Origin of the sequence: Parabacteroides faecis (genome assembly GCF_014647375.1) — a bacterium.
Lineage (GTDB): Bacteria > Bacteroidota > Bacteroidia > Bacteroidales > Tannerellaceae > Parabacteroides > Parabacteroides faecis.
The window spans coordinates 83,044-96,500 of record NZ_BMPB01000013.1 but is presented as its reverse complement, the minus strand read 5'-3'; the positions used below and the strand labels follow the sequence as shown (position 1 = coordinate 96,500).

Here is a 13,457-nt window from a genome sequence, read left to right as displayed (position 1 = left end):
AGACCAGATTATTATAAAATACAACAGGTATAAAGAGCCAGCTTTTATAACAAATATCCCCCGGAAAACAGTTTTCCGGGGGATATTTATTCATTACTTATTGAGGAGAAACCTCTGTATCGTCATCTTTGGTAAGATCCAGCTTTTCATTATCGCCGCCCTTATCAAAATACTGTTTACGGAGTGGATTAGCCGTCGCTTCACGATAGATAGACCGGTTGCGGTAAATATCCAGAGCTGTATATAAAGCCTGACGGAACGATTCTTCGGAAGCGAGATTCTGTCCGGCAATATCATAGGCGGTACCATGTGCCGGAGAAGTCCGCACGATCGACAAACCTGCCGTATAATTAACACCGTCATCCATCGCCAGCGTTTTGAACGGCGCCAGTCCCTGATCATGGTACATTGCCAGTACACCATCAAATTTATCATACATCTGGGAACCGAAAAATCCGTCTGCCGCATACGGTCCAAAAGACATCACACCTCTTTTTTCTGCTTCTTCCATAGCGGGTATGATGATCGTTTCTTCTTCTTTACCCAACAAGCCGTCATCCCCGGCATGCGGATTCAAAGAAAGTACGGCAATACGAGGCTTCACGATACCGAAATCCTGTTTGAGCGATTGATTGAATATACGTAACTTCGACACAATATCCTCCACAGTTATTTTGGAAGGAACCTCGGAAAGAGGTATATGCCCAGTTACCAAAGCGACACGCAGACCGTCCTTCATCAGGATCATCAAAGCTTTCCGCCCTACTCCTCCGAAACGTTCTTCCAGATATTCGGTATGTCCCGGAAAATGGAACTGTTCGTTCTGGATATTATGTTTATTGATCGGAGCCGTCAGCAATACATCCACCGCCCCTCTTTTCAGATCAGTAACGGCAGCCTCTAAAGCCAGGAATGCAGCTTCTCCGGCGATCGATGTCGATTGCGATAATTCCACTTTTGTTTCATCATCCACACAGTTAATGATATTCACCCGGTTAATACCGGCATCTTCGGCCTGAGAGATGATATTCATATTCACAGGAGGCAACTCCAACGCTTTCCGGTGATAAGCTGCGATCTTCGATGATCCGTATATGATCGGAGTACAAAGTTCTGCAACCCTGGCATCTGAGAATGTTTTCAAGATCACCTCATATCCGATGCCATTTATATCTCCGTGGGTAATGCCCACCTTAATCAATCGTTCTTCCATGTATTATGTTTGTTTATTTCTTACTTTCCGGAATGTCCAGCTTCTCTTCTACCGATTTATCAAACTCACCCGGCAGACGAAGTGTATATAAAGCAGCTTCGATACGGCGGATAAAGTTACGTTTATCTGTTTCAGGAGCAAAGACAAAACCTTCGGCAACAACTACGCGGTTATTTTTTTCATCCAGACGGACATGACTGACAAACGGTCCTCCCATCATATCGCCAACCATCTTCCATAAACCACGTAATACGCCGCAATACTTTCCATTCACTGTGATCGGGGTGTATTCAACTCCGAACCGCGATTCCGTTGTCATGTAAGAATCCGGGAAAGCACCCGGCAAATTCGCTTTCAATACGGAGTCACGCTTCTCTACCAGATATTCGGCCGTAAATGTATTCGGATCCGTATAAGGGAAAGTATATACAATCAAATCCGTACGTCCGGTATTGGCATTATTGGATGCCCAGAAAAAGTCCGTAGTATCCCGGTAATAAGTCATGTTAGCCGGTGCATTCAACATCAGATCATAATGATCCTTCAGGTTATCCATAACTACCGAACTATAATCTTTCTCCAGCTGTGCTATAGCCCTGTTCATTTCAACCTTCACGAAGAAATCGACAAGCGCCCTCGGATGCGCCTGTGCATACTCTATTATCGCTTCCGGAGAAGGGGCATTCAGAGTGACAACTACCTGTCCTTTTGCCCAACGATCGTTCTCATAGTTCAATGAGGTCTTCGTATAAATAGAAGGATCAATATTGACAATCAGAATATTGCGCACATAAGTCAATAACCCGTCAAATTGCGAAGGATCTACATAAGTTATTTTCAATGCTGGTTCAGACTGAGGAAGACCTGGGACATCAGATGTCAGCTCTTGTTTAATAGCCTTTCCCGAAGGGCCATCCCAGTTTGCTTTTTTCATTACTACAACAACCTCATAAGCGAGGCCAGTAGCCCGTTTTCCAACCGGACCAGAGCTACATGATCCCAGCAATACCAGGAACATATATAAGCTAATCAGTAAAGAAATCTTTTTCATACCCATTCGTTTTTATTACACAAATATAGTTCTTTTCCATTAAATGACTTGTCTTCTATCCATTTTGTTGCTTTTTTGCTGTCGACAGCATCCCGCAGGCAGCAAATATATCTTCTCCTCTTGAAGCCCGGATCGTACAAACGAGCCCTGCTTTATTCAAAGTATCACGAAAGATTTCCATTTTCGCTAAATCCGAACTTTCCAACGGGACATCAGGTATAGCGTGGAAACGAATCAGGTTAATCCTGCATTCCATTCCATTCAGTAAACAAATCAGAGCTTTAGCATGTTTCGGACTATCATTTAAATTTTTAAAAACTATATATTCAAAAGAAACACGGCGCTGATGAGTGAAGTCATATTGTTTGATCAGATCGATAACTTCCTGTGCCGGATATGCTTTTTCTACCGGCATCAAAGATAAACGCTCTTCATGGAAAGGAGAATGCAGACTGACAGCCAGATGGCAATCGCTCTCTTCCAGAAAACGTTTCAGTCCCTTCGCAACTCCGATAGTAGAAACAGTTATCCTCTTGGGACTCCAGCCATACCCATAGGGAGACGTGAGGATCTCAAGCACTTTGAACAGTTCGTCTACATTATCCAATGGTTCTCCCATTCCCATAAAGACCAGATTAGTCAGCGAATCCGACTCGGGAAGGGACTGGATCTGATTCAAAATCTGATTCGAGGTGAGATTGACTGTAAAACCCTGTTTACCCGTCATACAGAACAAGCAGTTCATCTTACAACCCACCTGTGAAGAAACACATAACGTAGCCCGGTCATCGGTCGGTATATAAACCGATTCGACAAAATTACCGGGACCTGCAGCAAATAAATATTTGATCGTACCATCCACCGATTTCATACAATCGACCGGAGGTACCGCTCCTATCTCGAAAGACTCTTCCAAAAGGCTTCGTTTGGCAATAGCAATATTACTCATTTCCGCAATGGACGTAATTTTCTTCTTATACAGCCAATCAGCCATCTGCTTTGCTGCATAACCGGGCAAGCCGACCTGTGCAGCGACCTCTTTCAGTTCGTTCAGCGTCATGCCTAACAATCGTCTTTTCTCTTGCATTGTATTTTGTTCTATAACGATTAATTCAGTTACAAAGATAAAAAAAGCTGCCGGACTTTTTTGAATAAGTCCGGCAGCTTTCCTTCAAAAGGATATACCTGATCCTTTTTATAGCTATTTATTTAGAAGAAACGGATACGGTTGTCTTCTACATCTGCCTTGTTAACCAATGACTGGATAGCCTGGAATCCGAAACGATAAGCATTTGAAGCATCCAAAGTCTTGATTTCTTCTGCTTCGTTGTATTCTTTAGCTTCCTTATTTCTGTCATATACTTTAAATACATATACTCCATTGTTTCCGGCAACCGGTTCGCTAACCTGACCCACTTCTGCAACAGAAACCATTGCATTCAGTTTCGGTTCTACACCGATTCCTGCAATACGACGAGTTCCGAAGTTGATAAACTTAACAGAATCGACTTTCGATCCCATCACATCAGCATAAGCTTCTACAGATGTCAAATTCTTTGCTTTCAGATCTGCAGCAATCTTTTCACCCTTCTTCTGAGCAGCGATTTCAGCTTTCAGCGCTGGAGTCAAAGAAGCAACAGAACGGTAACCTTCTTTCAATGTACCTTCTACTCCGGCAATCACGAACTTATCATCACATTCAAAAATCTCAGAGATTTTACCTTTATCGTTCTGGAATGCCCAACGGATAACCGGACGAGAATTCTTGATACTACCCAAAGTCTGGTTATCTCCTGTAACTGTTACACCAGAGATCAGGTTGTAGCCAGCTTCTTTAGCAGCTTCATCCAATTTAGCCAAATCGGTATTCTTAGAAATGAACTGGTTCAATTCATTATAGATATTGCTATATGTTTTTGAACTCGGAGATACAGTCATGTCGATGTCAGCCACTTTATATTTGTTCACATTGGCTGTTTTTTCCGTAACCTTCACCAAGTGAGTTCCGTATAATGACTTCACTTTTACAACTTCATTAACCGGAGCTGAGAAAACAGCATTTTTGAAATCTTCATTTACACCTCTCAGTGCAGTGATTTCAGTAAACCATCCCAGTTCGCCGCCGTTTTCAGCAGCCTGGTCAGCAGAGAACTGTTTTGCCAGTTCTTCAAAGTTTCCGCCATTCTTCAATACGTTCATCAAACTGTCAGCCAAAACAGTCGTACGTGCTTCGTCACCCGAGTTAGCTAACATGATGTGACTTACCTTTACAGAGTCAGGAGCCATCTTTTTATCAACCAGCTTGAACATTCTGTATTTGTCATTGTCAAATACCGGGCCATACACAGCACCAACTTCAGAAGTCGTTGCAAATTGTTTCATTTCAGGATCGAAAGCATTTTCTGTAAAGAAAGCATCCATGTAAGGAACTTCAGAGTTTTCATTTACAATATCAGCAACCTTTTCAGAAGTCTTAAATTCTTCTTTCAGAGATTCGATATCTGCACTGGCTTTGTCATAATCCTCCTGGCTTGGACGGATATCAACTGCGATATATTTAATAACCTTACCTTCTTTTTGTTTGTAAAGTTCTTTACGCTGATTATACAGCTTTTCGATTTCGCTCTTGCTCACTTCAATCGTTGAATCAGGAATACTAGCGTATGACTGCATTGCATAAACGATATCAGAGTTTTCTGCAGCATTGTCGAATGCTTCTTTAGCATCCAAAACATTTGCAGAAACAGCTTTACTCAGCAACGTAGTATATTTTTGTTCCAGACGCTGACGTTTGATATTCTTTTCCCAGAACAACCAGAAATTACGAGCCTGGATCAATTGAGCCTGCTGATCTGCCGGATAACTGGCAATATTGTCATCATCGATAGTTTTCAGGAAGTTCAACAAAGCAGACTTGTCAAATGCTCCGGTCTGCGGATTCACAAACATCTGCATCTGCTGGATCATCGGTGAAATGTTTTCACCCTGAACCATGTCGAACAACTCTTCCGGGCTTACCCCCATACCTAATTTATCTGTTGCTTCGTCAAGTACAACTTCCTGTACCATAGCGTCGAATACCGACTGACGGATCTGATTCATGTATTCTTCGGGAAGACTGCTCTGACCTGACTGCATTTTATACATCTCAGTCATTTCATCAATGCGTCCCTGATAATCCTGAATTTTAATTACTTCCCCGTCAACCTTAGCAACTCTCTCCTGAGTTTGTCTGAAATAAGTAGAACCGGAGTTCAAAAAGTCTCCAATGATAAAAGCGAACAATGCCAAACCCACAACGAGTACAAGCAGTCCTGCTTTGCTTCTGATTTTTTCCAGCGTAGCCATTTATCGTTATTTATTTTTAAAGTTTATATTTTACAGTTTAAGGGCACGAAGATACGAAAAAAAGGATTTGTTACATCTTTTATTCCACTTTTTTTCATCAATTGCCTACTTTCATTCGTACAAGTTCTATTTTCGTCGCCGTTACTTTTATTATTTTGAAAGTATATTTATCAATTACGATTGATTCATTCAAATTAGGAAATTTTTGATAGAAATGCAGTATGTAACCGGCGATCGTTACATAATCGTCTGATTCCGGCAATTCCAGATTAAACTTTTCATTTAAGGTATCGATCTCCATACGCCCCGATATCAGGTATTCGTCATCCGAAACCTTACGGGCAACATACGATTTCATATCATGCTCATCCTCTATCTCACCGAAAATTTCTTCAACCAGATCTTCCAGTGTCACAATCCCGGCTGTCCCGCCAAACTCATCCACTACAACGGCCATGCTCTTTTTCTCCTGCATCAGGACTTTCATAAGCTTATTGGCGGCCATTGTTTCGGGAACAATCGAAACAGTCTTAATATTCTGTGTCCAGTCTTCCGGGTTCTTAAAGAGTTCCGACGAATGGATATATCCTATAATATCGTCGATATTTTCATTATATATCAAAATCTTGGACAATCCTGTCTCGATAAATTTAGAACGTAGCTCATCGATGCTGGCTGTCGTATCACATGCAACAATCTCTGTCCGCGGGACAATGCAGTCACGTAAACGAACATTAGAGAAATCGAGTGCATTCTGGAATATTTTCACTTCGGTATCCATATCCGAATTCAAGGGTGCATCTTCAATACTCTGCTGAATAAAAAAATCCAGATCGACTTTACCCAGAGTACGCCTGCTGGACTGAGTGATATTCTTCACTCCCACCAACTTCAGTATCAAATAAGAAATCAGAGCCGAAAACTTTGAAATCGGATATAATATAATGTATATAATCAGTAAAGGAACCGAAAACAAGTTCAAGGAGAAATTCGGATTCAGCTTGAAAATCGTTTTTGGTATAAACTCTCCCGTAAACAGGATCAACAATGTAGAGATAATCGATTGGATCAGGACGATCAAAGCCTCATTAGTAACGAACCGGGCTATAAACGGTTCCAGTATAATTGCCATTTGCAGGCCATAAACGACCAATGCAATATTATTACCCACCAGCATCGTTGAAATAAACTGGTTGGGATTCCGATAAAATATATCCAGTATTTTACCGGCAATATTTTTATTCTTTTTATCCAGTTCATGCCGCAATTTATTGGAAGAAATAAACGCAATCTCCATGCCTGAAAAAAAAGCTGAAAAAGCCAGCGAAATCAATATGTACGTTAAAGCATTCACATCAACTTTATTTTATTGAATCTACCTTTGCCACCTCTACAGCCGTCGAGTCAACTGTAGTTGTATTTACATTCGATGTATCACGAGGTGTTTCGCTTACAGGGAAAGTACCCTGAGAATCAAAGATCGTGTACTTCGTCATATTTTGATTAGACTCAAAACCAATACCTGTAATGATCTTATCTCCTTCCTGCAATTCAAAATACTCATCTGTATGAATCTTATCCTCCTTCTGGTCGATAAACAAAATGGATGTATCCAACCTTTTACCTTCCAGACTCAAGACACTCACATGTCCTATCAGTTTATACAATGTCTTTTTATCCCAATAATAAGCCGTATCCGCTTTTACACTTGCCTCCACATTAAACAGAGAGTCAAATTTTTCTACATAAACCCCCTGGGGTAAATAATGATAAGGTTCTTTGGCCTTACCAAATACCAGCCATTCTTTCGCATTCATTCGGTAACGCGTGATACCGGAGTCCGAAACCAAGCTGACAACGTCGGTCGTTCTCATAGTATAGGTATTTTCCGGGTCGAATTCAACCTCGACCACCTCTTTATTCTCCTTGCCACAAGAAGCCATAAATAAAAGAAGCATAACAACTACCACGAAGATAGTTGTTATGCCATATTTGTTCGTTTTACCAAGAAAACGCGTTTCCGTCATAATTATCTGATTCTTGTTGTCTCGCCGATCCAACCACCTACAGTAAATGCTTTACCTTTTTCCAAATCCGGATGCATAAATACTTCCTCTGTTGAAGGTAAATGAGCACGGTAAGTACCGATCAGTTTATTTGCTTCTTCTATAGAGCTTTCATCAACCTGTTTTGCTTTTTCCCACTGGTCGATAGCTACATTATAAGCAGCTCTTGCCAAAACACCGTCATTCGGGAACACGTTCTTAACTGTTGCAGCATACATCTGTCCGATCAGGATATAAGGAGCACCATAGCTTCCGTTAATAGATATAGCTTTCTTTGCGTATTCTCTTGCTTTGGAATAGCCCTTCTGGTCGAAAGACAATAAAGCCATCATATAGTAATCTTCAGCTTTTGAAGAAGGGTCTGTCTCCATATTGGCAGCTTCTTCAAAATATTTGATAGCCTTATCATAATCTTTATTCTTTACAGCCTGTTTAGCAATACCGATAGCAGCATCTGCACTAGGTTCCAACTGATAAGCATAACCTGCAGCAGCAAAGAATGCATCAATTTCCTGACAACGTACACGTCTCAGCAAAGTTACGATCTCTTTCAAAGCAGCTAAATCACTTTTGCTTTCTTCTACTTTAGGAGCATATAAGTTCTGCAATGTTTCGCAATCGGCAGCACCACTGTTTGCAAACGCACCGTTCACACTTGTTTTAAAAGTAGTCAGGTTGTTAACTTCTTTTTCATTGTTAGCAGCCTGTGCAGCCTGTAACTGGGTATCCAGGATTTTAGAAGCTTTCAGATAATCTTCTACATACTGTCCTTTATGATTAGGATCATCAGCCATCTTCTGATAAGAAGCAAACATATACAAAGAAACACCTAATGCTTCGGTATTGTCGCCATATTCGTTGATGATCTCACCTAACCAGTTATACAGTTTATTATAATCGGCCTTTTCGCCCATCTGCTGGATATAATCCTGCGCTTTACGGGAAACGATCCAGTCTTTACCGTAACGTTTGTCATCACCGAAGTATTTCACACGCTTGTCATATACAGCCATCAGATCATCGATCAATGCAGCTTTTTTAGCCGGATCTTTCTCATTGGCAATCTTCCATGCCATGATCTTTACACCATGCAGATAAATATCCTTTGTTGCCGCAGGACATTCATCATAAACAATTTTCCAAAAATCGTATGCATCCTTGAAGTTTCCAGCCTTTGCATAAGGGACGAATAAGCTGATATTGGTTACACAACGAATACTGTCTTCACCAGATCCGAACTGTGTGCCATTATCTACTCCTTTCTGTGCATACGCGCCAAATGCTCCCATGGAACATGCAGCGGCAATTAATAATACCTTTATTTTCATATCTGTTTTAATTTAAGTTAGCAATTTAAATTTTCTTCTTCCAGAACCACATTTCATTAAATGTATAATTAATAGTAAAACGGAAATACTGTTCATCGATCATGTTTTTCCCACCAGGTTTAATCTTATTGTATTCAAAAGATATATTTAATAACGAACGGTTATCAATCAAAGGCAATCCAAAACCAACACTCACACCATATTCATTATATCCGTTACCCTTATAGGCAGCATCTTCTGTATTATTTATCATCAAATAAGAATTGCTGTAATGAGCACCGGCACGGTATCTTACACGGCTGAAAAAATTACGATTCTGATAGTTCGGAATGATCTCACCACCGGCAGCTACCCGGACACGGTCTTTAAAACTATCTTTTGAACCTGAATAAGAAGCCTTATCCCATGTTTCGTACAGTACGTCCGCAGCTAATGTCAGTTTATCCTTTTTCACATACGATGCACCAAAACCAATCGAATTCGGTATATCGAAAGCCAGACTCTTCGTCGTATCGGAAGCTACAACTTCGGCTGAACCGGAACTATTCACATTATACGTTGTATTGATATACGTCGAGTTCAGATGATTTTTCGGAGAAAAAACTAAACCCAATGTAATCTCTTCCCTTTTACTGATAGGGTGAGTATACTGAATACCAAAATCCAGTTTTATATCCCGCACTTCCAGATTCTGATTCCGGACAGTATTATATCCTGAACTGTTTACAAATGCATTTGCCTGTTCATGCTTGATATTACCAAAGAGGTATCCGACATTTGCTCCGACTGAAAGACGCTTCTTCCATATATCTATAGACAAACCAGCATACAAATCGTTTAATCCGCCGGAACCATTAAATGATTCCACATAATTGGAACCGTCGCTATTCGTTCGTACAGCACCAAAACTATATCCGACATAAGAATAGGGTAAAATACCGACACTCATGGCAATACGTTCATGCAGAGGAAACTGCAATGCGATATATTCAACGTTTCCATTAATATTGTGTTGCTTATTGATTCCATCGTCAAACCATGACAATTGTCCGGATGCTCCGAAATCAAAAAGAAATGTCAATGAATCCATACAACTGTAAGAAGCAGGGTTCATCGGGTTTATCTGTTTCGATGATCTCAATCCGAAACCTACACCACCCATTGCCCGTCCTGCTCCAAACGAGCGATCAGCCAATTCACCGTAACCGAAGCGGGTATATGGCGAGTTAGTGTTATTTTGTGCCGCGAGCGACAACTGTGTCAATATAAGAATGCTTGCTATTAGTAGCTTATTAATCTTCAACATTATACTCTAAGATTCTATTTAATCCTGTCAACACTAAATTAATGTCTGCAAAGATGGAGTTTTTTAGCCGTCTTTCAAAATAAAACGAATGACCGCCTGTTAAAAAAACCAAAAGATTAGGATATTTTATCCGTAACATCTCGATGTACCCATCCATCTCGTAGACTATTCCATTTACTACTCCTGCTTGAATAGCACTCTCAGTATTTGTTCCCAATAAAGGGATCTCCTCCTGTTCCGTCACCAAAGGTAGTTTTTTTGTATAAAAATTCAAAGCTTTGAAACGCGTAGTCATACCCGGAGAAATATTTCCCCCCAGATAAATGCCTGAAGCTTCGATCAGTTCGTAAGTGATTGCTGTGCCAGCGTCGATGACCAGCAGGTCTTTTCCCGGTTCCAGGTAATTAGCCCCAACTGCCGCAGCCAGCCGGTCTTTTCCCAAAGTTTCAGGCGTTTCATATTGAACCGAAATAGGCAATCGGATAGTCTCATCCAAAAAGATGAAACGCTGAAGTTTCCCCCGAAGGTAATCGTTCAGCTCTTCGTTCTTGCCTATCACTGTCGACAATATTCCATGTTTAAAATCGTATTTCCCAAAGAGAGACTCCAATTCATCAACATCGAATTTCTTGTATACAAAAGAGGCTTCCATATGCCGTCCGTTGTATACCGCAACTTTTGAAGAGGTGTTTCCTTGTTCTATAATTAAATTCACGTGACTGAAATTTTCCGCAAAGAAAAGCAAAATTGGTGAAATAACAGGCATAACTAAGGTACAACCTGTAAAATAATCAGCAAAAAAACTTTCAGATGCTCCTATTTCTTTTGCTTTACCAACATAATCACCGGATTCAATGGTTTGAAATAAACAGAGTGTTTTTTCTTAATTTTCTTTATAACAATGACTATCAATGAATTTGCATCATATGCAGTAAATGAATCAAACCCGCTACCTATAGTCAGATCCATAGGCCCCGGTCCAATAGAAGAGTTTACCCAAAATCAGATTCTGATATATTCTTTCATACAAATTAGCAAAAAGATATTTATAACCATATTTTAATATCAAACAGATTCACAGTACACAAATATACTTACATACACATTATCCGGAATAACTGTTTTAGCGAATACATATACACATTAATTAACATTCATCTCTCTTATTCCCGCTTTTTTACCTAACTAAATTTGGATTAAACAAAAAACCCATCTCGTTTTAAACGAGTTTTTTTTCATTTTAAATGAGAAGGGGGTTCGTTTTAACAGAAAAACGTGTTAAAGAACCTTTAATATCGAGAAGTTGGTATGTTTTTTTGTTCTGGATTTTATGCTTTCAGGCATATTTTTACCACAGACCACTCTTAGACATGGCACAAAATCATCTTTCACGAATCATCCGGAAACCGATATACCAGAACATAAAGTCACAACAATATATACATCACTGCTATATTCATCGACCAGTCCCTTTTTTATCAACAAAAAGACATAATAAAACCATCGGAGAATCGTCTAAAAAAGCCTTTACTCGTCCCCGGACTCATATATTCAAGTAATGAAACAGATGAAATATCATTTTGACAAAAAGAAGAACAGATTTACTCTCAACCGATTCATTTGTTTAAACATAAGCCCTCGATCCCTTGTTTATTAATAACAACACTAAATTAGGTTATTATGGGAATTATAGGTTCGATTATTATTGGTATCCTTGCCGGTTTTCTGGCTGGGAAGATATTGAAGGGAAGTGGATTCGGGTTGATTGTAAACCTGATAGTAGGTATCATCGGCGGTGTATTGGGCGGATGGATATTCGGGCTGCTGGGATTGAGCGTGAACGGAGTCATCGGAAGCCTGGTCATGTCGACTATCGGTGCCATCGTTTTATTATGGATCGTTTCTCTATTTAAAAAATAGCTTTACCTTTGTGCGATAAAAATTTATCGTATGAAAAAGAACTTGCTTCTGCTTTTTCTGCTCCTTTGCCTGATCCCGGCAAAGGCGCAAAACAGATTAAGCGACGAAGCGCAGATCAGCATATTGACGGCAGCTCCATCCGATGATGAAGTCTACACCCTGTACGGACATACAGCCATACGGGTAATAGATACTTTGCATAAGCTCGATGTCGTATTCAACTATGGTATTTTCGACTTTTCAAAACCCAACTTCATTTATCGCTTCACGAAAGGGGAAACGGATTATAAACTGGCTGCGTACAATTTCTCACATTATATAATAGAATATCAGATGCGGGGAAGCGAAGTGACCGAGCAGGTACTAAACCTCACCCCCGAAGAAATCAATAAGATATGGAATGCACTGATCACCAATGCACAACCGGAGAATGCGGTTTACAGGTACAATTTCTTTTTCGACAATTGTGCCACCCGGCCGGTCGCTATCGTGGAAGAACAGGTAAGCGGGAAAGTTAAATATAACGATCCTCCTAAGCCACAAACATTCCGCGACCTTATTAATTATTGTACGCGAAATAACTCATGGCTGACATTCGGATGCGACCTGGCATTGGGTAGTCCGACCGACCGGATCGCCACGCCGCATGAAATGATGTTCCTACCGGTTTACCTGAAAGAAGAATTCGAAAAAGCAACCATTGTCAATCCGGACGGAAGCGAAAGAAAACTGATCAAACAGACAAACCGACTTTCGGAAGAAGTGATCGACGACACCAACGGTACGAAAGAATGGTTCACCCCTATGTTATGCAGCATGATTATTTTCCTGCTGGTACTGTCGATCACATTTGTCGAATGGAAGAGAAAAACCTATTTCCGTCTGGTGGACTGCATCCTCTTTTTCCTTGCAGGAGTGGCCGGTACGGTATTATTTTTCCTCTGTTTCATATCGACGCATCCATGCATCTGGCCAAACTGGTCGATTGCGTGGTTACAACCTTTCGACCTGGTAGCTGTTATTTTGTTTGCAGTAAAAAAGTTCAGAAAGGCTGCATATTATTATCATTTTATTAACTTTGCGGCGCTTACGCTGCTGTTGGCGGGTTGGTACTTCATCCCACAACACTTAAATATAGCATTTATCCCGCTTGTAGCCACGCTTTGGCTACGTTCCGGATACGGTATATACAGATGGCGGGCACATATTTGAACAGATGGAGAAT

The 13,457-nt window shown here is 40.5% G+C and carries 11 protein-coding genes; 2 read left to right on the top strand and 9 right to left on the bottom strand.

What is annotated here, in order from left to right; all coding sequences use genetic code 11:
- Positions 1–97: 97 nt before the first annotated feature.
- From pdxA to IEY67_RS18670, 9 genes are all read right to left on the bottom strand, one after another.
- Positions 98–1,213: a 4-hydroxythreonine-4-phosphate dehydrogenase PdxA gene (pdxA, locus tag IEY67_RS18710; protein WP_183670838.1), complete on the bottom strand. Its 1,116-nt coding sequence runs from the start codon at positions 1,211–1,213 to the stop codon at positions 98–100.
- A 13-nt stretch (positions 1,214–1,226) separates the two neighbouring features.
- Positions 1,227–2,264: a DUF4837 family protein gene (locus IEY67_RS18705; RefSeq protein ID WP_122374169.1), complete on the bottom strand. Its 1,038-nt coding sequence runs from the start codon at positions 2,262–2,264 to the stop codon at positions 1,227–1,229.
- A gap of 55 nt (positions 2,265–2,319) precedes the next feature.
- Positions 2,320–3,351 (bottom strand): dual-specificity RNA methyltransferase RlmN, encoded by a 1,032-nt coding sequence (gene rlmN / locus IEY67_RS18700; protein ID WP_183670840.1) that lies wholly within the window; start codon positions 3,349–3,351, stop codon positions 2,320–2,322.
- 122 nt (positions 3,352–3,473) lie between these two features.
- Positions 3,474–5,612 (bottom strand): peptidylprolyl isomerase, encoded by a 2,139-nt coding sequence (locus tag IEY67_RS18695; RefSeq protein ID WP_122374037.1) that lies wholly within the window; start codon positions 5,610–5,612, stop codon positions 3,474–3,476.
- Between the two features lie 97 nt (positions 5,613–5,709).
- Positions 5,710–6,966, bottom strand: a complete 1,257-nt coding sequence (locus tag IEY67_RS18690; RefSeq protein ID WP_183670842.1) for a hemolysin family protein — start codon at positions 6,964–6,966, stop codon at positions 5,710–5,712.
- A 7-nt stretch (positions 6,967–6,973) separates the two neighbouring features.
- On the bottom strand, positions 6,974–7,639 hold the full coding sequence (gene lptC / locus IEY67_RS18685) for an LPS export ABC transporter periplasmic protein LptC (RefSeq protein ID WP_122374035.1): 666 nt from the start codon (positions 7,637–7,639) through the stop codon (positions 6,974–6,976).
- Between the two features lie 2 nt (positions 7,640–7,641).
- Positions 7,642–9,006, bottom strand: a complete 1,365-nt coding sequence (locus IEY67_RS18680) for a tetratricopeptide repeat protein (protein WP_122374034.1) — start codon at positions 9,004–9,006, stop codon at positions 7,642–7,644.
- Positions 9,007–9,031: 25 nt separating this feature from the next.
- On the bottom strand, positions 9,032–10,312 hold the full coding sequence (gene bamG / locus IEY67_RS18675; RefSeq protein WP_122374033.1) for a BamG family beta-barrel-assembly machinery protein: 1,281 nt from the start codon (positions 10,310–10,312) through the stop codon (positions 9,032–9,034).
- Positions 10,299–11,027 (bottom strand): type III pantothenate kinase, encoded by a 729-nt coding sequence (locus tag IEY67_RS18670; RefSeq protein WP_229801129.1) that lies wholly within the window; start codon positions 11,025–11,027, stop codon positions 10,299–10,301. The genes bamG and IEY67_RS18670 overlap by 14 nt, the downstream gene beginning before the upstream one ends.
- A 965-nt stretch (positions 11,028–11,992) precedes the next feature.
- Here IEY67_RS18670 and IEY67_RS18665 point away from each other — a divergent pair.
- Entirely contained in the window at positions 11,993–12,232 is a 240-nt protein-coding gene (locus tag IEY67_RS18665) for a GlsB/YeaQ/YmgE family stress response membrane protein (RefSeq protein WP_122352918.1), read from the top strand.
- Positions 12,233–12,262: 30 nt separating this feature from the next.
- Positions 12,263–13,444, top strand: a complete 1,182-nt coding sequence (locus tag IEY67_RS18660; protein ID WP_183670844.1) for a lipoprotein N-acyltransferase Lnb domain-containing protein — start codon at positions 12,263–12,265, stop codon at positions 13,442–13,444.
- The last annotated feature ends 13 nt before the right edge of the window (positions 13,445–13,457 follow it).

Excerpts from the sequence above, each read along its gene's own strand:
- pdxA (WP_183670838.1), bottom strand. The coding sequence starts at position 1,213 with ATGGAAGAACGATTGATTAAGGTGGGCATTACCCACGGAGATATAAAT.
- IEY67_RS18705 (WP_122374169.1), bottom strand. The coding sequence starts at position 2,264 with ATGAAAAAGATTTCTTTACTGATTAGCTTATATATGTTCCTGGTATTG.
- rlmN (WP_183670840.1), bottom strand. The coding sequence starts at position 3,351 with ATGCAAGAGAAAAGACGATTGTTAGGCATGACGCTGAACGAACTGAAA.
- IEY67_RS18695 (WP_122374037.1), bottom strand. The coding sequence starts at position 5,612 with ATGGCTACGCTGGAAAAAATCAGAAGCAAAGCAGGACTGCTTGTACTC.
- lptC (WP_122374035.1), bottom strand. The coding sequence starts at position 7,639 with ATGACGGAAACGCGTTTTCTTGGTAAAACGAACAAATATGGCATAACA.
- IEY67_RS18680 (WP_122374034.1), bottom strand. The coding sequence starts at position 9,006 with ATGAAAATAAAGGTATTATTAATTGCCGCTGCATGTTCCATGGGAGCA.
- bamG (WP_122374033.1), bottom strand. The coding sequence starts at position 10,312 with ATGTTGAAGATTAATAAGCTACTAATAGCAAGCATTCTTATATTGACA.
- IEY67_RS18665 (WP_122352918.1), top strand. The coding sequence starts at position 11,993 with ATGGGAATTATAGGTTCGATTATTATTGGTATCCTTGCCGGTTTTCTG.
- IEY67_RS18660 (WP_183670844.1), top strand. The coding sequence starts at position 12,263 with ATGAAAAAGAACTTGCTTCTGCTTTTTCTGCTCCTTTGCCTGATCCCG.